This is a genomic window from Bradyrhizobium sp. AC87j1, from assembly GCF_002936975.1.
Taxonomy (GTDB): Bacteria; Pseudomonadota; Alphaproteobacteria; order Rhizobiales; family Xanthobacteraceae; genus Bradyrhizobium; species Bradyrhizobium shewense.
In genome coordinates this window covers 18,016-39,252 of the sequence record NZ_PTFE01000003.1, presented here as the reverse complement: position 1 = coordinate 39,252, position 21,237 = coordinate 18,016, and the positions used below count along the sequence as shown (strand labels likewise).

General features: G+C 64.5%; 26 protein-coding genes. 16 read left to right on the top strand and 10 right to left on the bottom strand.

Annotated features, from left to right (window positions below; all coding sequences use genetic code 11):
* Nucleotides 1-5: 5 nt before the first annotated feature.
* The gene (locus CV770_RS02910; RefSeq protein WP_091966661.1) at nucleotides 6-581 is read left to right on the top strand and encodes a YybH family protein; all 576 of its coding nucleotides are present in this window, start codon (nucleotides 6-8) and stop codon (nucleotides 579-581) included.
* Between the two features lie 68 nt (nucleotides 582-649).
* Here the strand turns inward: CV770_RS02910 and CV770_RS02905 are convergent, their stop codons facing one another.
* From CV770_RS02905 to CV770_RS02890, 5 genes are all read right to left on the bottom strand, one after another.
* Complete coding sequence (locus CV770_RS02905) at nucleotides 650-1,057, bottom strand: hypothetical protein (protein WP_091966659.1); 408 nt, start codon at nucleotides 1,055-1,057, stop codon at nucleotides 650-652.
* A 59-nt stretch (nucleotides 1,058-1,116) separates the two neighbouring features.
* The gene (locus CV770_RS42390; protein ID WP_177237433.1) at nucleotides 1,117-1,269 is read right to left on the bottom strand and encodes a hypothetical protein; all 153 of its coding nucleotides are present in this window, start codon (nucleotides 1,267-1,269) and stop codon (nucleotides 1,117-1,119) included.
* Nucleotides 1,270-1,416: 147 nt separating this feature from the next.
* Nucleotides 1,417-1,875 (bottom strand): hypothetical protein, encoded by a 459-nt coding sequence (locus CV770_RS02900; RefSeq protein WP_349627960.1) that lies wholly within the window; start codon nucleotides 1,873-1,875, stop codon nucleotides 1,417-1,419.
* 24 nt (nucleotides 1,876-1,899) lie between these two features.
* Nucleotides 1,900-4,335 carry a TonB-dependent receptor gene (locus tag CV770_RS02895; protein WP_502693583.1) on the bottom strand — a complete coding sequence of 812 codons (2,436 nt, stop codon included), beginning with the start codon at nucleotides 4,333-4,335 and terminating at the stop codon, nucleotides 1,900-1,902.
* A gap of 199 nt (nucleotides 4,336-4,534) precedes the next feature.
* Nucleotides 4,535-5,893, bottom strand: a complete 1,359-nt coding sequence (locus tag CV770_RS02890; RefSeq protein ID WP_201759672.1) for a histidine kinase — start codon at nucleotides 5,891-5,893, stop codon at nucleotides 4,535-4,537.
* Nucleotides 5,894-6,035: 142 nt separating this feature from the next.
* Here CV770_RS02890 and CV770_RS02885 point away from each other — a divergent pair, with 142 nt between their 5' ends.
* Together CV770_RS02885 and fghA are read left to right on the top strand one after the other, a co-directional pair.
* On the top strand, nucleotides 6,036-6,656 hold the full coding sequence (locus CV770_RS02885; RefSeq protein WP_018320706.1) for a response regulator: 621 nt from the start codon (nucleotides 6,036-6,038) through the stop codon (nucleotides 6,654-6,656).
* Between the two features lie 74 nt (nucleotides 6,657-6,730).
* Nucleotides 6,731-7,576: an S-formylglutathione hydrolase gene (gene fghA / locus CV770_RS02880; RefSeq protein ID WP_104461256.1), complete on the top strand. Its 846-nt coding sequence runs from the start codon at nucleotides 6,731-6,733 to the stop codon at nucleotides 7,574-7,576.
* Nucleotides 7,577-7,746: 170 nt separating this feature from the next.
* Here fghA and CV770_RS02870 read toward each other — a convergent pair whose 3' ends face one another.
* Nucleotides 7,747-8,319 carry a DUF3280 domain-containing protein gene (locus CV770_RS02870; protein WP_104461254.1) on the bottom strand — a complete coding sequence of 191 codons (573 nt, stop codon included), beginning with the start codon at nucleotides 8,317-8,319 and terminating at the stop codon, nucleotides 7,747-7,749.
* Nucleotides 8,320-8,379: 60 nt separating this feature from the next.
* Between CV770_RS02870 and CV770_RS02865 the strand changes: the two genes are divergently transcribed.
* The 6 genes from CV770_RS02865 to CV770_RS02840 all read left to right on the top strand — a co-directional run bounded on the left by CV770_RS02865 (nucleotide 8,380) and on the right by CV770_RS02840 (nucleotide 13,221).
* Entirely contained in the window at nucleotides 8,380-9,561 is a 1,182-nt protein-coding gene (locus tag CV770_RS02865; RefSeq protein WP_104461253.1) for a lanthanide ABC transporter ABC transporter substrate-binding protein PedA1, read from the top strand.
* Nucleotides 9,562-9,569: 8 nt separating this feature from the next.
* Nucleotides 9,570-10,538: a YVTN family beta-propeller repeat protein gene (locus tag CV770_RS02860; protein WP_026202405.1), complete on the top strand. Its 969-nt coding sequence runs from the start codon at nucleotides 9,570-9,572 to the stop codon at nucleotides 10,536-10,538.
* Nucleotides 10,535-11,341 (top strand): lanthanide ABC transporter ATP-binding protein PedB/LutE, encoded by an 807-nt coding sequence (locus CV770_RS02855; RefSeq protein WP_104461251.1) that lies wholly within the window; start codon nucleotides 10,535-10,537, stop codon nucleotides 11,339-11,341. Before CV770_RS02860 ends, CV770_RS02855 begins: the two co-directional genes overlap by 4 nt.
* On the top strand, nucleotides 11,338-12,186 hold the full coding sequence (locus CV770_RS02850) for a lanthanide ABC transporter permease protein PedC (RefSeq protein WP_104461250.1): 849 nt from the start codon (nucleotides 11,338-11,340) through the stop codon (nucleotides 12,184-12,186). Before CV770_RS02855 ends, CV770_RS02850 begins: the two co-directional genes overlap by 4 nt.
* Complete coding sequence (locus CV770_RS02845; protein WP_104461249.1) at nucleotides 12,183-12,791, top strand: hypothetical protein; 609 nt, start codon at nucleotides 12,183-12,185, stop codon at nucleotides 12,789-12,791. Before CV770_RS02850 ends, CV770_RS02845 begins: the two co-directional genes overlap by 4 nt.
* A gap of 130 nt (nucleotides 12,792-12,921) precedes the next feature.
* Nucleotides 12,922-13,221: a copper-binding protein gene (locus CV770_RS02840; protein ID WP_028142690.1), complete on the top strand. Its 300-nt coding sequence runs from the start codon at nucleotides 12,922-12,924 to the stop codon at nucleotides 13,219-13,221.
* Between the two features lie 167 nt (nucleotides 13,222-13,388).
* On the opposite strand, the gene CV770_RS02835 is transcribed toward CV770_RS02840, so the two are convergent.
* Nucleotides 13,389-13,946, bottom strand: coding sequence for a PQQ-dependent catabolism-associated CXXCW motif protein (locus CV770_RS02835; RefSeq protein ID WP_104461248.1), 558 nt, complete (start codon nucleotides 13,944-13,946; stop codon nucleotides 13,389-13,391).
* Nucleotides 13,943-14,824, bottom strand: coding sequence for a substrate-binding domain-containing protein (locus CV770_RS02830; RefSeq protein ID WP_201759671.1), 882 nt, complete (start codon nucleotides 14,822-14,824; stop codon nucleotides 13,943-13,945). The genes CV770_RS02835 and CV770_RS02830 overlap by 4 nt, the downstream gene beginning before the upstream one ends.
* 126 nt (nucleotides 14,825-14,950) lie before the next feature.
* Here CV770_RS02830 and CV770_RS02825 point away from each other — a divergent pair, with 126 nt between their 5' ends.
* Together CV770_RS02825 and CV770_RS02820 are read left to right on the top strand one after the other, a co-directional pair.
* Complete coding sequence (locus tag CV770_RS02825; protein WP_104461246.1) at nucleotides 14,951-15,877, top strand: quinoprotein relay system zinc metallohydrolase 2; 927 nt, start codon at nucleotides 14,951-14,953, stop codon at nucleotides 15,875-15,877.
* Nucleotides 15,878-15,934: 57 nt separating this feature from the next.
* A complete protein-coding gene (locus CV770_RS02820; protein ID WP_201759670.1) occupies nucleotides 15,935-16,753 on the top strand; it encodes a quinoprotein dehydrogenase-associated SoxYZ-like carrier in 819 nt (272 codons plus the stop codon).
* A gap of 120 nt (nucleotides 16,754-16,873) precedes the next feature.
* Here the strand turns inward: CV770_RS02820 and CV770_RS02815 are convergent, their stop codons facing one another.
* On the bottom strand, nucleotides 16,874-17,233 hold the full coding sequence (locus CV770_RS02815) for a hypothetical protein (protein ID WP_026202407.1): 360 nt from the start codon (nucleotides 17,231-17,233) through the stop codon (nucleotides 16,874-16,876).
* A gap of 87 nt (nucleotides 17,234-17,320) precedes the next feature.
* On the opposite strand from CV770_RS02815, the gene CV770_RS02810 reads away from it, so the two are divergent.
* Genes CV770_RS02810 through CV770_RS02790 form a run of 5 tightly spaced genes read left to right on the top strand, consistent with a single transcriptional unit; the run spans nucleotide 17,321 to nucleotide 21,002 of the window.
* Entirely contained in the window at nucleotides 17,321-18,319 is a 999-nt protein-coding gene (locus CV770_RS02810) for an ABC transporter substrate-binding protein (protein WP_201759687.1), read from the top strand.
* A gap of 1 nt (nucleotide 18,320) precedes the next feature.
* Nucleotides 18,321-19,058, top strand: a complete 738-nt coding sequence (locus tag CV770_RS02805; protein ID WP_104461243.1) for an ABC transporter permease — start codon at nucleotides 18,321-18,323, stop codon at nucleotides 19,056-19,058.
* On the top strand, nucleotides 19,048-19,776 hold the full coding sequence (locus CV770_RS02800; RefSeq protein ID WP_091966626.1) for an ABC transporter ATP-binding protein: 729 nt from the start codon (nucleotides 19,048-19,050) through the stop codon (nucleotides 19,774-19,776). Before CV770_RS02805 ends, CV770_RS02800 begins: the two co-directional genes overlap by 11 nt.
* Before the next feature lie 48 nt (nucleotides 19,777-19,824).
* Nucleotides 19,825-20,628: a pentapeptide repeat-containing protein gene (locus tag CV770_RS02795; protein ID WP_201759669.1), complete on the top strand. Its 804-nt coding sequence runs from the start codon at nucleotides 19,825-19,827 to the stop codon at nucleotides 20,626-20,628.
* A gap of 26 nt (nucleotides 20,629-20,654) precedes the next feature.
* Entirely contained in the window at nucleotides 20,655-21,002 is a 348-nt protein-coding gene (locus CV770_RS02790; protein WP_026202409.1) for a hypothetical protein, read from the top strand.
* A 9-nt stretch (nucleotides 21,003-21,011) separates the two neighbouring features.
* Here CV770_RS02790 and CV770_RS02785 read toward each other — a convergent pair whose 3' ends face one another.
* Nucleotides 21,012-21,221, bottom strand: a complete 210-nt coding sequence (locus tag CV770_RS02785) for a hypothetical protein (protein WP_018320724.1) — start codon at nucleotides 21,219-21,221, stop codon at nucleotides 21,012-21,014.
* Between the last annotated feature and the right edge of the window lie 16 nt (nucleotides 21,222-21,237).

Here is a 21,237-nt window from a genome sequence, read left to right as displayed (position 1 = left end):
CTGAAATGACCAAGAGACCGCCCGGTGTGAACAATTGGCCAGACCGGCAGGAGAAGATGTCGCGGCGCTCGATGATGGCCGCCACGGCTGCAATTCCGCTGTCCGTTCAGCTTTCAGGCGATGAGGCCGTCGCAAACGACGCGATAGCCAGCCTCGTCGAACGCGCTCGCGCGAAGAATGCCGCGTTCATGCGTGGCGACATGGATCGCTGGCTCCGGCTCGTCCGCATCGCGCCGGATTTCACGTTGATGCAGCCCTTCGGCGGGCCTGCCAGTCGCGGATTCGACGCGAGCCCCAAACGCCTGGCCGACCTGTCACGATACTTCAGGGAAGGCGAAACCGAGCTCGAAGTCTTGCAAACCTATGCATCGGACGCGCTCGTCGTTCTCGTCATGATCGAACACCAGCGGGCCGAAGTGGGCGGATTGCCGGCTCAAGACTGGTCGCTGCGCGTGACCGAGGTCTACCGCAAGGATGGCACGGATTGGCAACTCGTGCACCGTCATGCCGATCCGCTGGTCCGAAGCATCACCTTGCAACAAGCCGCGATACTTGCCCGGGGCTGGCTGGAGGACAAATGATGTCCCTCGCTTCGCTGGAGCCAGCCGGCCAGCTGGCTCGTGACGTCACGCATCGCGATCCAAAATTTTCAGCGCGAACGCTTCGGCAGCTTTGGCAGCTTGTCGGGATTGAATGCCGGGAACTGCTCGGCTCGTTCACTTGCCGGCGGCTGCTGTTCGGTCAGAATGAGCGTGCCCTTGAGGATCATTCCCGGCACTTGTTGGGCCGTCGCGGTGTAAGTCGCGATCTTGCCGGGGCAGTTTCCCTCGATGTCCAGGGTGAGTTCGTCTTCCACGCCGAAGACCGTTGCACGTCCGTCGGTGTGACGCTTCGTTGATACGGTGGCGGTGAAGCGATCTCCGTCGACCCGGCACGAGCCGTGATAAGTCATCAGGCTGTCACGGCCCCAGATCTGTCCGTCTGCGACATGGACGATCCCGGTGCCCTGGTCGATCGGCGTCTTGTACCACGCCGCATATGTGCCGTCCTTCAGCATGGGAGCAGTCTCCTAGACATTCCCACGCAACAATCCGCATGATTAGCGCTAAGAAACCGTTAATCACGCGGCCCGTGCCAATCCGGCCTTTCCTTGCGCAGCTCGGCTTCAAGCTCCTCGACGATGCCGTGAAGCAGGCACGCGGCAAGCGGATCCGTCACCTCCCGCTCCAAGCGCCGATAACGCGCGATCTGGCACTCCTGCTCCATCAATTGGCGCTCTGTCATCACACGGGCCCTCCGACGAACTGACGCGGAGACAGCCAGGCAGTTGCATTAAAATTTTCAGATCATTTGACATGGTTTCCGGTTGGTAAAGACGACGCAGCCGCGGGCCAACCTCGCAACGGCGGCCCTCCTCTAGGAGACCAGACGAAGCCAGACGTCTCTGCTTGCCAGCGTGCCGTTCGGCGTGGCGATCTCCATATCCACGACGTGGAGAGAGCCGGGCTCGTCTCCATAGATGTACCTGAGGTGCCACACGGGACCCAGGTCTGGTGAAATGACAAAATCGTCCAATCCGTCGGTGATATCCCGAACGGCCTCGCGATGCGTCAAAGGCCCAGAAAACATCGCATCGATCAGGTCGGCGAGGCTCATGCCCTCGACGAGCATAAGTCGCGCGACCTCGTCACCGTAGACGTGCCGAAGCGCTGAAACGATAGCAGCGACGGCATCCGGATTCTTCAACGCCACAGCAAAGCGAGCCTCCGAGCCCATCATGCCGGAGGCGGAATATTCTGCAAGCTCAGCGTGCGCTATCGCGGAACAGGAGCCGCTGGCTCCGGCCGCGGTGCTCGGAGCCGATGCTTCAGCCACTGGCCTTGCATACGGCACCCGCGCCTAGAACGTCACCCGCATCCCCGCGTAGAACGCGCGGGGCCTTGCCGGGCTCAGCGAGCGCGGGTCGGTAAACTCGGCGCCGCCGTTGGTGAAGTTGGGCAGGGCGTCACGGTCGAAGAACTGTCCGTAGGTCGCGTAGCGCTTGTCGAAGATGTTGTCGATCTTGCCGTAGAGCTGGATGTTCTTCGCCACCTGGTAGGAGGTGTGGAGGTTGAACACCGTATAGGACGGCAGCTTCGCGAACTGGTTCGACTCGTCGCCGACCAGGTATTGGCTGGAGACGAACAGCGCGTTGCCACCGACCTTCCAGACGTCAGTCACGGCATAGTCGATACCGACCTTGATGCGGTGGCGCGGAATCGCGGGAAGCTGGTTGCCGGGTGAGACCCGGATGGTCTCGGTGGCCGGATCGGCAAACGGGCTTTCGGAGCCCAGCTCGAGCGGGTCGAGGAAGCGCGCGTCGACAAACGCATAGCTCGCCTGGAACTGGAGCGTGGGCGACTTGATGTTGACTTCGGCCTCGAGGCCCTGCCGCCTGGTACGGCCAACATTGGAGAAATAGCCGAAGCCGGTCCGTCCGACCGCGGGTATCGCGACGATGTCGTCGTTATTGGTGGCGCGGAATCCGCCGATCTTCCAGCCGAGCGTGCCGATGTTCAGCTCCTTGGTGCCGCGCAGGCCGGCTTCGACGGTCCTGGATATGACCTGCTTCAATGGCGGATCGGAGACCAGAAACGCCGCGATGAGACAGGGGCGGGCTGGATCGGAGCAGCCGAGCTCGAGCGGCGTCGGCACGCGGTTGGCCTCGGAATAGCCGGCATAGGCGGTCAGCCCCGGCGTGATCTTGTACGTGCCCCCGATCACCGGATTGAAGCGGGTAAAGGTGTGATCGCCGTTGAGATCGGTTCCGAGCTGATCCTCCAGCGTGATGCGCGCCACGTTGAAACGGCCGCCGCCGGTGATGGCGAAGGCGTCCGTGACGTTGAACGTGTCCATCGCATACAGGCCGTTATATTGGTTGACGGTCCGCAGCGAGACCGGACCGGCAACTGTTTCCGGCTGACCGGTCGGCCCCAGGAAGAGGCCGCTGCCGCTGACGACGTAGTTTTCTCCGATCGAGCCGATCTCGGCGGTGGCGTTGTAGCGCGTCACGCTGGCATCGTAAGTCGCGCCCATCACGAAGCGATTGTCATGCCCGAACAGTTGATCGGTGTTGGTGGCTTGGCCTGACACACCGAAACTGGTCGAACGGATCGTGCTGCGGTCGATCTCGCCGAGGATGGTCCCCAACGGATACGGATTGACGAGCTGCGCGCCGTTGGTGCCATTCGCCGGCGTCGTATCGTCGCCGAAGCACAACAGCCCCAAGGCGGCGCATTCCTGCACGTCGGTCGGATTGCCGTCGACGAGCTTCTGCTCGTACCTGCGCACATGCGCGGTGCCTTCGAGCGTCCAGGTCGGCGTCGGATCGGCCTTTCCGGTCAGGTTGAGATAGCCGACGCGGTTGGAGGTGGTCTGCGGCGTGGTGTAGGTCGCGCCCCAATATTTGTCGAGCAGCTCGGCTGGAACGGTGGCGCTGGCGCCGAAATCGTTCTTGGCGACGCCCATATTGGCGTGGAATTCGCTGTCGCCGGCCTTGTAGCCGACGTCGCCGTAGAAGCGCCGCACGGTTGATTGCGAGAAATTGCGGAAACCGTTGTCGCGCAAGCCTTCGAGCGCGGCATAGACGCCGTAGTTCTTGTCGACCTGCTTGCCCCATTGCGCCGAGCCCTGGACGCGGCCGAATGAGCCGCCCATCACGTCGATCTCGGCGCCCTGATAGGTGAAGCCGTCCTTCATTTGCAGGTTGATGGCGCCGCCCAGCGCGTTGAGGCCGAAGGCGGGATTGTTGGTCACCAGCGTCACCGACCTGATCGCAGCGGTCGGGATCAGGTCCCAATTGACGGCGTCCGAGAAGGCTTCGTTGATGCGGACGCCGTTCTGGTACACCGCAAGGCCTTGCGGCGTGCCGGTCACGGGCGAAGCCACAAAGCCGCGAAATTCGACATCGGGCTGGAACGGATTGCCGGTGACCTCGGTGATGTTGACGCCGGCGATGTTGTCGCGCAGCGCGTCGGTGACGTTCAGCGAGCCGGTGCGCTTGATCTGGCTGGCATCGACGGCGTTGATCGCCGACGGGACCTTGTCGACATCGAGACCCCTGCCGGTGCCGGGCGCGGTCGGATAGACATAGATGCGCGTCCGGGGACTGGCGGACGAGGCCGCCCCGATATGCGCAACCGGCCGCACCGGCGCAGTACGCCTCGCCACCGACGGCGGCGGCGCCGCCACTTCGACCGGCGGCAGATTCTGGACGTTGGTCTCCTCGTCCTGCGCGGCGCCGGCGGGCCCCGCAAAAACCACCCCGGACACCAGACCGGTCGACACCGAGGCCATCAACAAACGACGCCTTAACGAAAGAACCTTGCCCATCCCCGCCTTCCCATCCGCGACCACCGGCTGTTTTGATTTTCGCCGATTGGTCGGAACAAGTGTATTCGGCAGTCGCAATCCCGCCAGCCACAAAAGGTCGGGCAATATCGGCTCCCGTTTTCCCGACCAAATCGGGAATTATTCCCGATCGCTTCGGGAGCGGTCAGGCGGCCGCGGTCGGAACCAGCGCTTCCACGGTCAATCCGCCGTCGCCGGAGACAACGTTGAGCGTGCCGCCCAGCGCCAGAATCCGCTCACGCATGCCGACGAGGCCGAAGCCGAGCTTCTGGCCCGGCTCCATGCCACGGCCATTGTCGCTGACCCGCACCCGCGCGCAAAAGCGACCGTCCTGCGCCATCTGCTGCGCCGGCTCGATGACGACATTGACCGAGGTCGCGCCGGCGTGGCGGAACACGTTGGTGAGCGCCTCCTGCACGATGCGATAGATGGTGAGATCGGCGGTCTCCCCGGTGACCCCCAGCGACGGCGAGATCACGGTCTCGATGGCGACATCGGGATGCGACTCCCGCCACAGCCGCGACAGCGATTCGAGCGCCTGGCGCAGCCCGAGCTCGGCAAGGCCGACGGGGCGGAGGCGCTCCAGCACGCGGCGGTTGAACTGCTGCAGCGCGTTGATCTGCTCCAGCATGGCGCTGCCATGCTTTCGCACCGCCTCCGCATTCGGGACGCGTCCATCCGCCTGCTTCGCCAGCGCGCCGGCATGCGCCCGCAGCGAGAACAGATACGGCCCGAACTCGTCGTGGAGCTCGCGCGCGATCTCCTTGCGCTCGATGTCCTGGAGCGACACCGCCCGCTCGGCGAGGCGCCGCTTGTCCTCGACCGCCTCACCGAGGGTTGCGGCAAGATGGTTGAGCTTGGTGCAGATTGCAGCGAGCTCGGGCGCACCGCCCGGTGCGACGCGGACCTCGTAATGTCCGCCTTCGAGCTTCCCCATTGCCTCGGCCAGAGACTGGAGCGGGGCCAGCGCCCGGCCGACCACTTTCATCATCAGGAAAAACAGCGCCAGCGCGATCGCCGTGCCGACCTCGAGCTGGGTCACGATGCCGTCCCAGATCTCCGCGATCTCGTCATCGGGATGCGAGGTGATCAGGAGCGAGCCGGGCTTGCCACGGATCGAGACCGGCACGCTCACCGCGGTCTGCTCGGGATGGACCATGCTGACGAACCAGGCCGGCGGCCCGCGCGTGTCGGCGTCAGTGTCAAGCCGGGGCGGCGTCTGCGCATTGCCGCCGGTGTCCCGAAGCGTGATGCTGACATGGCGCAGGCGGCTGAGATCGCGCGCGATCTGGTTCAGCCTCGCATCCGGATCGGGCGCCTCGTTGAGATCGGCAACGATCATCTCGATGAATTCGCGGGCGAGCCGGATCACGCTCTGGTCCTCGGCCTGCACGCGGGGACCTGCCTCCGCGACCTGGCGGCCGATATTGACCGCGAGCCCCAGCGCCAGCAGCAGTGCCAGCAGAAGGTTGATGCGCCCGCGCAAGGATAGATTTTGCCACATTGGTGTCGCCCGTGCCTCGCGAAGCCTCGCCCGCCGCTGTCCGATGACGTTGACAGCGGCGAAGCGGCGGATATCTAATCGGAAGCGTACAGCAATCCCGGCCGGGCGCGAAACAGGCCGGTGCTGTCACAAGGAAACGCCTATGCGCATTCTGATCGTCGACGATCATCCCATTGTCGCCTCCGGCTGCCGTGCCGTGCTGGCCGACGAGGGCGAGATCGAGATTCTGGAGGCCGCCGACGCCGAGGACGGCGAGTGCGTCTTCATCGTCGAGCGCCCCGACCTCTGCATCATCGACATCAACCTGCCGACCGTCTCCGGCTTCGAGCTCGCACGCCGCATCCTCGAGCGCGCGCCCGAGGCCCGCATCATCATGTTCAGCATGAACGACGATCCGGCCTTTGCCGCGCGCGCGATCGAGTGCGGCGCCAAGGGCTACGTCTCCAAGACCGGCGACCCCGACGACCTCGTCGAGGCGATCCGTGCCGTCGGCGGCGGCGGCACCTACCTGCCGAGCGCGATCGCGCGCAGCATCGCCTTCGCAGGACCGACGCTGGCGCAAAGCCCGCTGTCGAAGCTGAATGCGCGCGAGATGGAGATCCTGCGGCTGCTCAGCGCCGGCAAGAGCCTGTCCGAGATCGCCTGGCTGGTGCAATCGTCCTATAAGACGGTCGCCAACACCTCGTCCATCATGCGCCAGAAGCTCGGGGTGAAGACCTCGGTCGAGCTGGTGCGGCTGGCGATCGACAGCGGTGTTGCCTGACGCAGGCAGCTGCCACAAATTCGGTCACACAAGCGTTGCAATATTGATGTGGTGAGATGCCACGGAGTGAAGGCATGACGATTCAGACTGTCTCGACCAACAAATCCTACGGCGGCGTACAGGGCGTGTATCGCCATGCGAGCCAGGCGACCGGAACCGACATGGTGTTCTCGGTCTATGTTCCGCCCCATGCCGACGGCGCCAAGCTGCCGGTGGTCTGGTATCTGTCCGGGCTCACCTGCACCCATGCGAACGTCACCGAGAAGGGCGAATTCCGCAAAGGCTGCGCCGAGCTCGGCCTGATCTTCGTCGCGCCCGACACCTCACCGCGCGGCGCCGACGTGCCGGGTGACGCCAACAACGCCTATGATTTCGGCTTAGGGGCCGGCTTCTATGTCGACGCCACGCAGGAGCCGTTCGCGCGCAATTATCGGATGTGGAGCTATGTGACCGAGGAGCTGCCGAAGCTCGTGGCGGGAAATTTTCCCGTCGACGCCAAGCGGCAATCGATCATGGGCCATTCGATGGGCGGCCATGGCGCACTGACGGTGGCGCTGCGCAACCCGCACCGCTATCGCGCCGCGAGCGCGTTCGCGCCGATCGTGGCGCCCTCGCTCGTGCCCTGGGGCACCAAGGCGCTGACCGGCTATCTCGGACCGAACAAGGACGCCTGGCGCGGCCACGACACGGTGGCGCTGATCGAGGACGGCGCGAAGTTTTCCGGCTTCCTAGTCGACGTCGGCGAAGCCGATAATTTCCTGAAAGAACAGCTCAAGCCGGAGCTGCTCGAAGCCGCCTGCACCAAGGCGGGCATCCCGCTCACGCTGCGGCGGCAGGCGGGTTATGACCACAGCTATTATTTCATCTCGACCTTCATGGGCGATCATTTGCATTGGCATGCGGAGAAGCTGAAGGGGTGATCGGCTTTCTTCTCCCCTCGTGATGAGGGGTATCTCTCCGCGAGCGCAGTATCGTAGGGTAGGCAAAGCGAAGCGTGCCCACGATTTCTCTCGAATCATTGATTGATCGTTGGCACGGCGCAAGTGCGCCTTTGCCCACCCTACGATTCCCAATTCGGTGAGAGAATATCCTACTCCCGCTTGCCGTAATTCGGCGCCAATAGCCGGTTGCGGATCAGGTAGCTCATCGTGCGGGTCCAGGCTTCATCCGTGTTGCCGCGCATGTCGGCGCTGGCGGCGGCGATCATGTTGCCGGTCTTCACGTCGCGCAAATAGATGTTGAGATTGATGATCAGGTTCGAGACCTTCTGCACCATGCCGGTGATCTCGAGGTCAGCGCCCAATTCGCCCGCGAGCTTGAGATCGCAGCCGCCGCAGGCCTGTAAGTTGGCGTGACGGGCGGCATCCCTGACCGGCGCGATGTCGAGCACCTGGAACCTGCCGGACTCCGTCAATTCCTTGCGCAGTTGCTCGCTGATGAGCACGAGCCGTGCCTCTTCGGGCCTGGAGCCGTAGAACTCCCCGGGCAGGCTGGTGTCGATCAGCTCGAAATCGAACACGGCAAGCTTCGGTGGATCGGCGCGCGCGAGCGAAGGCGTCAACAACAAAGCGGCGATCATCATCAATGCTCGCATGATCGTGATTCCAGGCCTCGCGCGCGCAGGGACGAAATGCGGGGTTGCATGCCCCGACAAATCGGTCATGTTTGAAGCAGAGACAATTCTCCACCTGCGGTCAAGCCGGGGAGATCGTTCGGAGGAAACATGATCCGATGGTTGGTCGGCCTGATTGGCTTAGGTCTTGCTGCGACGAGCGCGCTCGCGGCGGAGCCTGCCCTGATCGGCGTCGGCTATCTCGGCCTCGCCGGCACCAGATCCACACTGTCGCTGGTCGAGCAGCCCGCGGAGAATGACGGCGTCGCCGGCGCGCGCCTCGCGATCGAGGACAACAACACCACCGGTAAATTCCTGGGCCAGCGGTTCGCGCTGGAAGAGCGCCGGATCAAGGAAGGCGAGGACGTCGTCCAGGCTGCGACCGCGCTCGCGGAGAAGAACGGCTTCATCATCACCGACCTGCCGGCCGACGCGCTGCTGAAAATCTCGGACGCCTTGCGCGACCGTGGCACGCTTCTGTTCAACGCAGGGGCGATCGACGAGCGGCTGCGCGAGGCCGATTGCCGTGCCAACGTGATCCACACCGCGCCGACACGGGCGATGCTGGCGGATGCGCTCGGGCAATATCTGGTCTGGAAAAAGTGGTCGCGCTGGCTGCTCGTGGTCGGCTCGCATGACGAGGACAAGCTGTTCGCGGACGCGCTCCGGCGCACCGCCACGCGGTTCGGCGCCAAGATCGTCCAGGAGAAAACCTTCGAGGACAAGGGCGGCGCGCGCCGCACCGATAGCGGCGTGACGCTGATCCAGCGCCAGATACCGGTGTTCACGCAAGGCGCGCCTGCCTATGACGTGCTGGTCGCCGCCGACGAGAGCGAGGTGTTCGGCGCCTACCTGCCCTACCGCACCTGGGATCCCCGCCCCGTCGCAGGCTCGGCCGGCCTCGTGCCGCGCAGCTGGGACGCCGCGCAGGACCAATGGGGCGCGATCCAGATGCAGAACCGCTTCATGAAGCTGAATTCGCGGCGCATGACCGCGCTCGACATGCAGGCCTGGACCGCGGCCCGCATGATCGGCGAGGCCACCTCGCGCACCAATTCCAGCGACGTCAAGAAGGTGACTGATTTCATCAAGGGCCCGGACTTCTCGGTCGCCGCCTTCAAGGGCACGCGATTGACCTTGCGCGACTGGAATCTGCAGCTGCGCCAGCCGATCCTGCTGGTCGATGGCCGCATGGTGGTGTCGGTCTCGCCGCAGGAGGGTTTTTTGCACCAGATCTCCGAGCTCGATACGCTCGGCTACGACCGCCCGGAGAGCAAATGCAAGCTGAAGTGAGAACGCAAATGTTGCGCATGTGGCGTGTTGGGCTCCTGTCCGGATTGGCGCTGGCGGCAGCGCCCGCGCATGCGTTCATCGCCTATGTCTCGAACGAGAAGAGCAATACGGTGACGGTGATCGACACCGACAGCTGGACGGTGACCAAGACCATCAAGGTTGGCCAGCGTCCGCGCGGCATCGATTTCACGCGCGACGGCAAGTTCGTGATGGTCGCCGTCGGCGACGACGACACCATCCAGGTGATCGACGCCAAGACGCAAGCCGTGGTGGACAGCCTGCCCTCCGGCCCCGATCCGGAATTGTTCGCCCAGGATGCCGCCGGCAAGATCCTCTATGTCGCCAACGAGAACGACAACACGGTGACCGTGATCGACCTCGAGAAGCGCGCCCGGCTCGGCGACATCCAGGTCGGCGTCGAGCCCGAGGGCATGACCATCAGCCCCGACGGCAAGACGCTGATCAACACGTCGGAAACGACCAACATGGCGCACTTCATCGACACGGCGTCGCGCCAGATCGTCGCCAACGTGCTGGTCGATGCGCGGCCACGCTTTGCCGAGTTCAAGCACGATGCTTCCGAAGTGTGGGTCTCCTCCGAGATCGGCGGCACGGTCTCGGTGATCGACCCGAAAAAGCATGAGGTGATTGGCAAGGTCACGTTCGAGATCCCGGGCCTGCGGAAAGAGGCGATCCAGCCAGTCGGCATCGGCATGACCAAGGACGACAAGACCGCCTTCGTCGCGCTCGGCCCCGCCAATCGCATCGCCGTCGTCGACGTCGCCTCGCGCAAGGTGACGAAATATCTGCTGGTCGGTCAGCGGGTCTGGCACATGGCGTTCACGCCCGACGAAAAATACCTGCTCACCACCAACGGCGTGTCGAACGACGTCTCCGTCATCGACGTCGCCGCGCAAAAGGTGATCAAGACGATTCAGGTGGGCGAACTGCCCTGGGGCATCACGATCGCGCCATGACCAGCCCTGCTCCGAGTCCCGAACCACAGGAGGCGCCGAAGCCCAACACGGCGGCGGTGCCGGCGCTGTCGATCGACGGCGTCAGTCATTCCTATGGGCAGCGGCGTGCGTTGATCGACGTTTCCTTCAACGTGCAGCCGGCGAGCTTTACCGCCCTGCTCGGCCTCAACGGCGCCGGAAAAAGCACGCTGTTCTCGCTGATCACGCGCCTGTTCGGCATCCAGAGCGGCCGGGTCGGCATTTTCGGCCATGACATCAGCGAAAGCCCCGGCGAGGCGCTGCGGCTACTCGGCGTCGTGTTCCAGCCGCGCACGCTCGATCTCGACCTGTCGCTGACGCAGAACCTGCTCTATCACGCTGCGCTCCACGGCATCAGCCGGAGCGAGGCCGCGGCACGCAGCGCCGAGCTGCTCGGCCGCATCGGGCTCGCTGACCGCGCCGGCAGCAAGGTGCGCGATCTCTCCGGTGGCCAGATGCGGAGACTGGAGATCGCGCGGGCGCTGCTGCACCGGCCGCGGCTGCTGTTACTGGATGAGCCGACCGTCGGCCTGGATGTCAAGGCGCGCGCCGACATCATCAGCCAGGTCCGCCAGCTCGTGACGGAGCAAGGAATCGGCGTGCTCTGGGCCACGCATCTGTTCGACGAGATCATGCCCAGTGACGACCTCGTGGTGCTGCACCAGGGCAAGGTGCTGGCGCAGGGGCCGATGAGCCGCGTCGTCACCGAGGCAGGCGCGCAGGATGTCAACACCGCCTTCATGCGCCTGACCGGCGCGCAAACCATGCCGGGAGGCGGCGCATGAGCAGCATCACCACGCGCGACGCTTCGCGCGGATTCTCGGTCCAGCAGTACCTGACCTGCCTTACCGGCATCGTCTGGCGCGAGGGGTTGCGCTTCCTGCATCAGCGCGAACGCTTCGTCTCGGCGCTAGTGCGGCCGCTGGTGTGGCTGTTCATCTTCGCCGCCGGCTTCCGCCAAGTGCTCGGCATCTCCATCATCCCGCCCTACGAGACCTACATCCTCTACGAGGTCTATATCGCGCCCGGGCTGATGGCGATGATCCAGCTCTTCAACGGCATGCAGTCCTCGCTCTCGATGGTCTACGACCGCGAGATGGGCAACATGCGCACGCTGCTGGTGAGCCCGCTGCCGCGCGGGTTCCTGCTGTTCTGCAAGCTGCTGGCGGGCACGGCGGTGTCGCTGCTCCAGGTCTATGCGTTCCTGCTGATCGCCTGGTTCTGGGACATCACCCCGCCGTCATCGGGCTATCTGACCGTGCTGCCGGCGCTGATCCTGTCCGGGCTGATGCTGGGCTCGCTCGGCATGCTGATCTCCTCCGGCATCAAGCAACTCGAGAACTTCGCCGGGGTGATGAATTTTGTCATTTTCCCGATGTTCTTCGCCTCGTCCGCGCTCTACCCGCTGTGGCGGGTGCAGGAGGGCAGCCCTTATCTGTACTATCTCTGCGAGGCCAATCCGTTCACCCATGCGGTCGAGCTGATACGCTTTGCACTCTACGGGCAAATCAACTGGATCTCGCTGGCGGTGGTCGCAGCTTGCACAATCGTCTTCATGATCGGCGCGATTTTGGCCTATGATCCCTCGCGTGGGCTGGCGCGACGGGGGCCCGCAGGAGGCGAAGGATGAAGGTTCTGGCGATGGCTGTAGTGGCGCTGGCGCTGTCGGGCACGGCCGCGCGCGCGGCCGATCCGCGCTATCCCGACTGGCCCTGCACGCAAGCCAAGGTGCCGGAGATTTCGCTTGCCGCCGTCTGGGCCGGCCCGGCGCTCGACGACGTCCAGAACAAGTGGAAGGACGACGCCAAGGTCAGCGCGCTGGTCGCAAAATTGTCGGCGCGCAAAACGCCGCTCGATGAGGCCGAAAAGTCCGTGAAGGAATTTCTGGCCGCCTCCGCCACTGACAAGACCGCGAAGGCAAAGCTCCTGTTCGCCGGCCTGTTCGACACGCTCAATGCCCAGCGCTCCCAGGTGATGGCCGGGCTCGAACGCGTCAGCCGCAAGCAGCGCGAGTCCGCCGACAAGATTCGCGAGGAGACGATCGCCCTTCACGCGCTGCAGGGCGCGACGCCGCGCGACGAGGCCAAGGTCGAAGCGCTCGGCAACGAACTGATCTGGAAGACCCGCATTTTCGAGGACCGTCACAAGGTCGTGCGATTCGTCTGCGAGGTTCCAACCACGATCGACCAGCGCCTGTTCGCACTTGGCCGCGTGATCCAGCAGGAAATGGAATAGCGCCCGCCTCGCTGGCGGGCCAGGACAGGTTCCCGGATCGGCCCGGTTAACCTTTGGCCTGCTATCTGCCGGAACCAAATCGATCTAGGATGGCTTGTCGAAGTGAACTCCAAGACGTCGGGAGGCCTCGATGGGAACCACAAGATTCATATTTGCGGGCGCTGCGGCCCTCAGCATGCTCGCAACCAGCGCTCTTGCTGACGACATGACCGGAATGGTCATGCGGATCGATCGGCTCAACGGCACGATCTCGATCCAGCAGACGCAGAAAGGCACCGTCGGTGGCAGCGCTGGCGGCGCCGGCGCGCTCCAGGAGTACAAAACCAAGGACGCCGCGATGCTGGAGGCCGTTCATGCCGGCGACAGGGTGAACTATTCTGCGACCGACAACAACGGCACGGGCACGCTGACGAAGCTGCAGAAGCAGTAGGGCTGAGTCTCACCTCGTCATTGCGAGGAGCTCTTGCGACGAAGCAATCCAGTCCCTCCGGGGAAAGATTCTGGATCGCTTCGCGGAGCCTGTCATCGGGCCGCGCTTCGCGCGGACCCGTTGGCTCGCAACGGCGAGGAGAGGCTGCGCGCCTCTCATCGAGACACCTACTGCTCCGGCCGCGGCTCCGGCTGGGATTCGTCGGTGGGAAGCTTGGCGCGCTCCCAGCCGTCGGTGCCGTCGGGGTACCAGGCGATGTTGGAATAGCCATACGCCAGCGCGCGCCTGGCGGCGTTCCAGGACATCCAGCAGTCGGCGAGGCAATAGATCACCAGTAGCGCGGCCTTGTCGCCACGCGAGGCCTGTGCGAGGCCGCGCTGGAGATAATCGTCCATGGCCGGCGGCAAACTGCCGTAGCCGGTATCCGGCAGCCAGATGCTGCCCGGAATGTTCTTGCGCGGCGCATCGTGCCACACCGTGCCTGCGGGAAGGTTCTTCGGCTTCGGCGGGCGCGGCAGCACGTCGACGAACGCACCGCTCTTGGCGCGCCAGATCGCTTCGGCTTCCACCGTGTTAAGCACGCGCGCGCCGACGAGCGTCGCCGGCACCGGTGCGCGATAATTGTCGCCGCGATAACCCTCGGGCTCGAACGGCTCCTGCTGCTGCGCGGATGCCGGCACCGCCAACGCGGCAACGACGAGCGCAGCGGCAAGACGCCGCCTCATGGTGACTTCTTGGCCGTCTCCGCGCTGAGCGGCCGATCGCTCTCGTCGAGCAGCGGTATACCGAAGTCGACCAGGATCTTGTTGATCTCGCCCTGGTTCTCCTGGATCAGCTTGTTGAGCTGTCGCTTCCAGTTCTGGTCGGCGGGGCGCACGCCCATGCCGATGCGATAGACCAGCTTCGGTCCCGTGGTTTCCTTCACCAGCGGCGTGACGTGAAGCGAGCCGACCTTCTTCGCGTAGTAGCCGGCCATGGGTCCCCACAGCACCCCGGCGTCGATCTTGCCGGCGGCGAGGTCGTCGATCATCGCTTGCGCCGAATTGTCGTAGCGCGTGTCGATCATCAGCGGATAGGGTTTTGCATCGCTCATCAGGCCGGCAATGGCCATGTTGGTCGCCGGCGGCGTTCCGGCGACGATGCCGACGTGCTTGCCCTTCAGCTTCGGGGCCTCGAGCGTATCGACCTCCTCGAGCCCGCTGCCGGCCTTGGCGACCAGCGCGTAGGACGTGCGGTAATAGGGGTTGGTGCCCTGCACGACGTCATCGCCTTGCGGAAAGCCCATGATGACGTCGCAGCGATGCGCGCCCAGCGTCATCCGCACGAAGCCGGTGGCCTGCGGGAAGAAGACGTAGTCGAGTTTCTTCTTGAGCTTGTCGGCAAACAGCTCGGCCAGCTTGTTCTCAAACCCCTCGCCCTTCTCGTTCGAGAACGGCAGATTGCGCGGATCGGCGCAGACGCGCAGCACGTTCGGGTCGACCAGCTCGAACGAGAGGTCGCCGCTGTCATTGGTCTGCGCGATGGCGACATCGCCGAACGCACAGGACGCAACCAGGACCCCCAGTGAAAACAACCAGCGACGATGTCGTCCGGCCTCCGTCATCGCGCTTCCTCCTCGTTTTGTTTGAATGCTATCCATGCAACGCATGACGCGCCATGTTTTGCCAGACTTTGCTGGCTTTGCTTTGTTGCAGTGCAATGCAGCAACCCTTTGAACTGAGGCGGAAAAGTGTCTCGCATCGCTCGAGTGATCGCAGCCTTGTCCCTGCTGGGGATCGTAACGCTAGCACGGGCCGGGGCGGCCGAATTGCCTGTGAGCGAAGTCGCACCGGGAATCTTCGTACACTCCGGGACCATTGCCCTGATGACCCGCGAGAACGAGGGCGACATTGCCAATGTCGGCTTCATCGTGGGCGATGATGCCGTAGCCGTCATCGACACCGGCGGCAGCCTCCGCGAAGGCGAGGCCCTGCTGGCCGCGGTGCGGGCCCACACGCCCAAGCCGATTCGCTACGTCATCAACACCCACGGCCATCCCGACCATGTCTTCGGCAACGCGGCCTTCGCCGCCGGAGACACCAGCTTCGTCGGTCACAGCAAGCTGCCGCAGGCACTCGCGACGCGCGGCCCCTACTATCTCGATAATTTTCACCGCATCATGGGCAGCGCGTTGATCGATCCCGTGAAGATCGTTGCCCCGACCCTCTTGGTTTCGGACACGATGACGCTCGATCTCGGGTCGCGCCGCCTCGTCTTGCGCGCCTGGCGGACCGGGCACAGCGACAGCGACGTCACCGTGTACGACGAGACGACGAAAACCCTGTTCGCGGGCGACCTCGTCTTTCTTCGCCACATTCCGGTCATGGACGGCAGCATTCGCGGCTGGCTCGACACGTTGAAGGAATTGGAGACCGTCCCGGCGCAACGCGTCGTTCCCGGTCACGGCCCCGTGAGCGACTGGCCTGCCGCGCTGGCCGATGAGCGGCGTTACTTGTCAACGCTGCTGTCTGACGTCCGCACGCTGAACAAGAACGGCGAGCCGATCCGAGCCGCGGCCGACAAGGCGGCTGCGCAGGAGTGGCCGCGCTGGGAGTTGTTCGGCGATTACAACGCCCGGAACGCAACTGCAGCATTTTCGGAAATTGAATGGGAGTAGCAGGCGCGCTACGATAGGTGAAGGAGATCAGCTTCGCCGACTCCGGGGACCATGACCATGACCCGATGGACACGCCACCTGCCCTTGATCGCCCTACTGCTCGGCATCGCCTTCGCCGCGCCGGCGCGGGCTGAAGAGGCTGACGATCCCTGGCCGGGCCTGGTGCAGGACATCTTCAATAGCCGTGCGATGAACGACGGCAGCGCCGTCATCGGCATCGAGATGCCGTATCGCGCAGAGGACGCGGCGATCGTGCCGGTGACCCTGCGCAGCAAGCTGTCACCCGCAGATAGCCGCCGTATCCGTTCGATCACGCTCGTGATCGACCGTAACCCGGCGCCGATGGCGGCGAAGTTCGAGCTCGGCTCCGACGCCAATGTCACCGAGATCTCGACGCGCGTGCGTGTCAACAATTACACCGATGTGCACGCGGTGGCCGAGCTCAGCGATGGCCAGCTCTATGTCTCGAAAGTCTATGTGAAAGCCTCCGGCGGCTGCTCGGCACCGGCAGGAAAGAACGCCGAGGAAGCGCAAAACCGGCTCGGCCAGATGCGCTACCGGCAGTTCGCGCGCGAGGAAGCGCTCGCGAGCCGCATCCGCGAAGCGCAGATCATGATCGGCCATCCCAACAATTCCGGCCTGCAGATGGACCAGGTCACGCAGCTCTACATTCCCGCCTTCTTCGTCAACCAGCTGAAGCTGACGCAGGACGACAGCCCCGTGCTGTCGATGGAAGGCGGCATCTCGATCTCGGAAGATCCCAACCTGCGCTTCACCTATGTCTCCAACGGCGCCAAGCGTTTCCGCGCGGAAGCAAAGGACACGGATGGGCACGTGTTCCGGAATGAGTGGGATGTAGAGAAGCCGGGGACGTAATAGTCAGGCCGTCGTTCCGGGCCGGTCCGCAGGACCGAGCTATTGTGCGCAATTGCGCACCTGAGAATCTCGAGATTCCGGGTCTGGTCCTTCGGACCATCCCGGAATGACAGCACTAAATCAAAAACACCTCACCTCGGCTTCCGCCTGCGCGCGCCGCAAATCGTTCACTGCCGTGTTCGCCTGCTCGGAGGTGCGGAACTGGACGCCGAGATTGCCGCGGACCTGGGACATACTGAGCGCGGTCTCGGCGGTCACGTAGCGCTCATAGGTGACGATCGAGGCGACCACGTCGATCGAGCAGGAACATTGCTCGATCGACTGCCGACTCTCGCCATTGGCCTTCATGCAGCCATAGACGTACTCCGCGCGCGCCGACGTCGGATAATCATTGGCCTCCTCGGCCCGCGCCACGCACGCGGTCGCCGCCAGCACCGTCAATGCGGCGACAATCGGTCGTAGCTGTCCGGCCAGTTTCATGCGCATCCTCCCGCGGGTTGCGACCAAAGCTATGCTATGCGTATTGTCCTGAAAAGCACTCTGTCAGAGGAAACGGCTCACAAGGTGATGAGAGCATTTGGCGTGATAAAGGCACTTGGTCGGACATTTGCGCTCGCGACGACGCTGGCGCTGACATTGGCCGCGCCCGGCCGCGCCGCGGATACGATCCGCCTTGCGGTGCAGAAAACCGGGACATTTTCCTGGGAGCTGGCCGCGATCCGCGAGAGCGGCCTCGACAAGGAGGCGGGCCTTTCGCTCGAGGTCACCGAGCTCGCGAGCACCGAGGCCGGCAAGATCGCGATGCGCGCAGGCAGTGCCGACATCATCCTGTCAGACTGGCTGTGGGTGTCGCGCGAGCGCGCGCTCGGTGCCAAGCTCACCTTCTATCCCTATTCCAGCGCGCTCGGCGCAGTGATGGTACCCCCATCCTCTCCGATCAAGACGCTCGCCGACCTGAAGGGACGCAAGCTCGCGGTCGCCGGCGGGGCGATCGACAAGAGCTGGCTGCTGCTCCAGGCGAGCATGAAGCAGGATGGCATCGACCTGAAGTCGGAGGCGACCATCGCCTACGGCGCCCCGCCCCTGATCGCCGCCAAGGCGCTCGACGGCGAGATGGAGGCGAGCCTCAATTTCTGGAATTTCTGTGCCCAGCTCGAGGCCAAGGGATTTCGCCGCCTCGCCGGCATCGAGGACATTCTGCCGAAGCTCGGTGCCAAAGGCGCGGTCTCCGCCGTCGGCTACGTCTTCGACGAGAATTGGGCCGCGAGCCATCGCGACGCCGTGGCGCGCTTCATCGCAATGACGCGCAAGGCCAAGGAGCTGCTGGTGACCTCGGATGCGGCCTGGGACAAGATCGCGCCGCTCACCGGCACGAGCGATGCAGCCATACTGAAGACCTATCGCGACCGCTATCGCGACGGTATTCCGCGCCGGAGCATCGACGACGAGGAGAAAGACGCGCGCGTGCTCTACCGCGTGCTGGCCGAGATCGGCGGCCGCGACCTCGTCGGCCCGGCGGCCGAGCTCGATCCGGGCACGTTCTATCACGCGGTCCCCGGAGATTGAGGTGCTGCGTCTTCTGTCGTTCGCCCTGTTTCTCGCGACCTGGTGGATTGCCGCGCTGTTCGTCGGCGGCGCGAAGCTGCCCTCCCCGCCGGCCGTGCTCGAGGTGATGATCGCGGAAGCCTCATCCGGCGCGCTGTTCCTGCATCTCGGCGCCACGCTGGCGCGCGTGACCCTCGCCTTCGTGCTGGCGATGTCGCTCGGCAGTGCCATCGGCTACCTGATGGGACGGGTCAGGCTCGCGGATAAGCTCGGCGATCCCTGGCTGATCCTGCTGCTCAATCTGCCCGCGCTGGTCGTGATCGTGCTGGCCTATATCTGGGCCGGCCTCACCGAGGCTGCCGCGATCGCGGCGATCGCCATCAACAAGCTGCCGACCGCGGTCGTCACCTTGCGCGAGGGCACCCGGGCGCTCGACCGCTCGCTCGACGAGATGGCGAGCGTGTTCGCGATGCCGCGCTGGCGCGCGTTCCGCCATGTCGTGCTGCCGCAGCTTGCGCCCTATATCGCGGCGGCCGCCCGCTCCGGACTGTCGCTGGTGTGGAAGATCGTGCTGGTCGCCGAGCTCTTGGGACGTCCGAACGGCGTCGGCTTCGAAATCGGCGTCGCCTTCCAGCTGTTCGACACGCCGCGGCTGCTGGCCTATTCGCTGACCTTCGCCGCGGTCGTGCTCGTGATCGAAACCTTGCTGGTGCAGCCGTTCGAAGCCCGCGCAACAAGGTGGCGGCCCCGTGCGGCTTGAGGTCGAGATCACAGGCAAGACCTTCAGGAGTGCCGCGGGCGGAACGCACGAGGTGCTGGCGCCGGTCAGATTTGCACTTCAATCCGGCGAGGTCGGCGTGCTGATCGGCCCGTCCGGCTGCGGCAAGAGCACGATGCTGCGCATCATCCTGGGATTGGACCACGACTTTGCAGGCCGTGTCGCGCGGCCGCCGGAGGCGCGGATCGGCATGGTGTTCCAGGAGCCGCGACTGCTGCCGTGGCGCTCGGTCGAGCAGAATGTGCGGCTGGCTGCGCCCGACGTGGCTGATGCCAAGCTCGCCGAGCTGTTCAAAATCCTGGAGCTGGAAGCGCATCGCAATCACTATCCCGGTGAGCTCTCGCTGGGTTTGGCCCGGCGCGTGGCGCTCGCCCGCGCCTTTGCCGTCGAGCCGGATATTCTGGTGCTCGACGAACCGCTGGCATCGCTCGATGACGCTCTCGCCGGACGCCTGCGCGATGAGATTGCAACGCTCGTCGCGAGCCGGCCGGTGATGACGCTTTTGGTGACACACAGCCTGGACGATGCAGTGCGCCTCGGCGACCGGCTGTTGTTCCTGTCGCCGCGGCCAGCGCGGATCGTGGCCGAGGTGCCTATCGGCATCCCGCGCGACAGACGCGGCGAAGCCGAGATTGCGGCGATCAAGGCCGGCCTCGCCCAACGAACTCAAGGCGACCGCACTGAGCGAGATGTCTCATAGCCGGTCGCCTGGCGGACGTGCTAGACTGGGCCGGCGGCGGAGTCGATGATGACGCGGACGGTCGCCCTCTCAACGCTGGCAACGCTTGGTCTTGCACTCGTCACGATGACGGCGGGCGCGCAGGACATGATGCGCGACGTCGACCTCACCTCCCCCGCGATGGTCTCGTCCGAAATGACCAGGCCAGAGGTCGAGGCCGTGCTGGCCAAAGCGAGCGCCGCGCAGCCTGCCGATTTCACCGGCAAACGCCTGTCGGGCCTCGATCTCTCGGGGCTGGACCTGTCCAACGCGGTCTTCCGCGCCGCGCGGCTCAACAAGACAATACTCCGAGACGCCAGGCTTGACCGTGCAATCCTCGATCAGGCGTGGCTGCTAGATGCGGATCTTACCGGCGCAAGCCTGAAGGACGCCAATCTGTTCGCCTCGCAAATGGCCCGCGCGCGTCTCGACGGCGCGAACCTGTCAGGAGCGCGCATCGCTGCCGATCTCACCGGCGCAAGCCTGGTCGGCGCTTCGATCGCGGACGCGCATCTGGGCGCCGATATGCGCAACCAGTCGATGGGGCTGATGCGCGCGGTGCTGAGATCCGCCAATCTGGAACGGCTGAACGCGCGCAACGCCGATTTGTCGCGCGTCGACCTCGAATTCGCAGTCCTCAGGGGCGCCGATCTGAGCGGCGCATCACTGAAAAACGCCCAACTCGGCGGAGCCGATCTGACGGGCGCCATCGTCATCGACGCCGATTTCGACGGCGCCGATCTCGCCTCGGCGAAGCTGATCGCACTGAATGGCCTTGACCGCGCCAAAAATTTCGACAAGGCAAAGAACCGCGAGCGCCTGATCAGGGAATGATGGCCCGCCTTTGGGAGGACTGGCTGATGCGTTGGGTTCTAGCTTTGATCGCGTCGTTGACGCTTGCCGGCGAAGCCGCCGCGCAGGCCAAGGGCAAGGGCATCCGGCTCTGGAACCTGACGACGGAGACGATCTCCGGATTCCAGCTCTCACCCGCCGGCAAGACCGATTGGGGACCGAACCAGTGCTTGAACGACAAGGACAAGGAGGTCGACCACGACGAGCGGCTGCGCATCACCGGCGTCGAGCCGGGCCGCTACGATGCCAAGGTGAGCTATCCCAATGCGCGGCAATGCGTCGTTCGCGACATCGAGATCAGGGCAGACGCGGTGTTCTCGATCGCCGACAAGGATCTGAAGGACTGCAGCAAGTAGCGAGACGTCTCACGCCTTGTCGTTCGGGTGCGGATATTCGCAGCGCCACCGCACCGCCTGCCATTTCGGATGGTCGCCGACCCATTGTGCGATATAGGGCGGCGCGGCCATCGCGCATTGCCGCGGCGACCCACCATAGTTGAACATCAAATGCTGTTCCTCGCAGGTCGCAGGCGAGAGCACCGCACACACAGTCACCACCAGGTCAATCGGGTTCATGCCGAGATCCTCTCGC

What these genes read in the sequence shown, in the direction of transcription:
- CV770_RS02910 (WP_091966661.1), top strand. Translation starts at nt 6, where the DNA reads ATGACCAAGAGACCGCCCGGTGTGAACAATTGGCCAGACCGGCAGGAG.
- CV770_RS02905 (WP_091966659.1), bottom strand. Translation starts at nt 1,057, where the DNA reads ATGCTGAAGGACGGCACATATGCGGCGTGGTACAAGACGCCGATCGAC.
- CV770_RS02895 (WP_502693583.1), bottom strand. Translation starts at nt 4,335, where the DNA reads ATGGCCTCGGTGTCGACCGGTCTGGTGTCCGGGGTGGTTTTTGCGGGG.
- CV770_RS02890 (WP_201759672.1), bottom strand. Translation starts at nt 5,893, where the DNA reads ATGTGGCAAAATCTATCCTTGCGCGGGCGCATCAACCTTCTGCTGGCA.
- CV770_RS02885 (WP_018320706.1), top strand. Translation starts at nt 6,036, where the DNA reads ATGCGCATTCTGATCGTCGACGATCATCCCATTGTCGCCTCCGGCTGC.
- fghA (WP_104461256.1), top strand. Translation starts at nt 6,731, where the DNA reads ATGACGATTCAGACTGTCTCGACCAACAAATCCTACGGCGGCGTACAG.
- CV770_RS02870 (WP_104461254.1), bottom strand. Translation starts at nt 8,319, where the DNA reads ATGACCGATTTGTCGGGGCATGCAACCCCGCATTTCGTCCCTGCGCGC.
- CV770_RS02865 (WP_104461253.1), top strand. Translation starts at nt 8,380, where the DNA reads ATGATCCGATGGTTGGTCGGCCTGATTGGCTTAGGTCTTGCTGCGACG.
- CV770_RS02860 (WP_026202405.1), top strand. Translation starts at nt 9,570, where the DNA reads ATGTTGCGCATGTGGCGTGTTGGGCTCCTGTCCGGATTGGCGCTGGCG.
- CV770_RS02855 (WP_104461251.1), top strand. Translation starts at nt 10,535, where the DNA reads ATGACCAGCCCTGCTCCGAGTCCCGAACCACAGGAGGCGCCGAAGCCC.
- CV770_RS02850 (WP_104461250.1), top strand. Translation starts at nt 11,338, where the DNA reads ATGAGCAGCATCACCACGCGCGACGCTTCGCGCGGATTCTCGGTCCAG.
- CV770_RS02845 (WP_104461249.1), top strand. Translation starts at nt 12,183, where the DNA reads ATGAAGGTTCTGGCGATGGCTGTAGTGGCGCTGGCGCTGTCGGGCACG.
- CV770_RS02840 (WP_028142690.1), top strand. Translation starts at nt 12,922, where the DNA reads ATGGGAACCACAAGATTCATATTTGCGGGCGCTGCGGCCCTCAGCATG.
- CV770_RS02835 (WP_104461248.1), bottom strand. Translation starts at nt 13,946, where the DNA reads ATGAGGCGGCGTCTTGCCGCTGCGCTCGTCGTTGCCGCGTTGGCGGTG.
- CV770_RS02830 (WP_201759671.1), bottom strand. Translation starts at nt 14,824, where the DNA reads ATGACGGAGGCCGGACGACATCGTCGCTGGTTGTTTTCACTGGGGGTC.
- CV770_RS02820 (WP_201759670.1), top strand. Translation starts at nt 15,935, where the DNA reads ATGACCCGATGGACACGCCACCTGCCCTTGATCGCCCTACTGCTCGGC.
- CV770_RS02815 (WP_026202407.1), bottom strand. Translation starts at nt 17,233, where the DNA reads ATGAAACTGGCCGGACAGCTACGACCGATTGTCGCCGCATTGACGGTG.
- CV770_RS02810 (WP_201759687.1), top strand. Translation starts at nt 17,321, where the DNA reads ATGAGAGCATTTGGCGTGATAAAGGCACTTGGTCGGACATTTGCGCTC.
- CV770_RS02795 (WP_201759669.1), top strand. Translation starts at nt 19,825, where the DNA reads ATGACGCGGACGGTCGCCCTCTCAACGCTGGCAACGCTTGGTCTTGCA.
- CV770_RS02790 (WP_026202409.1), top strand. Translation starts at nt 20,655, where the DNA reads ATGCGTTGGGTTCTAGCTTTGATCGCGTCGTTGACGCTTGCCGGCGAA.
- CV770_RS02785 (WP_018320724.1), bottom strand. Translation starts at nt 21,221, where the DNA reads ATGAACCCGATTGACCTGGTGGTGACTGTGTGTGCGGTGCTCTCGCCT.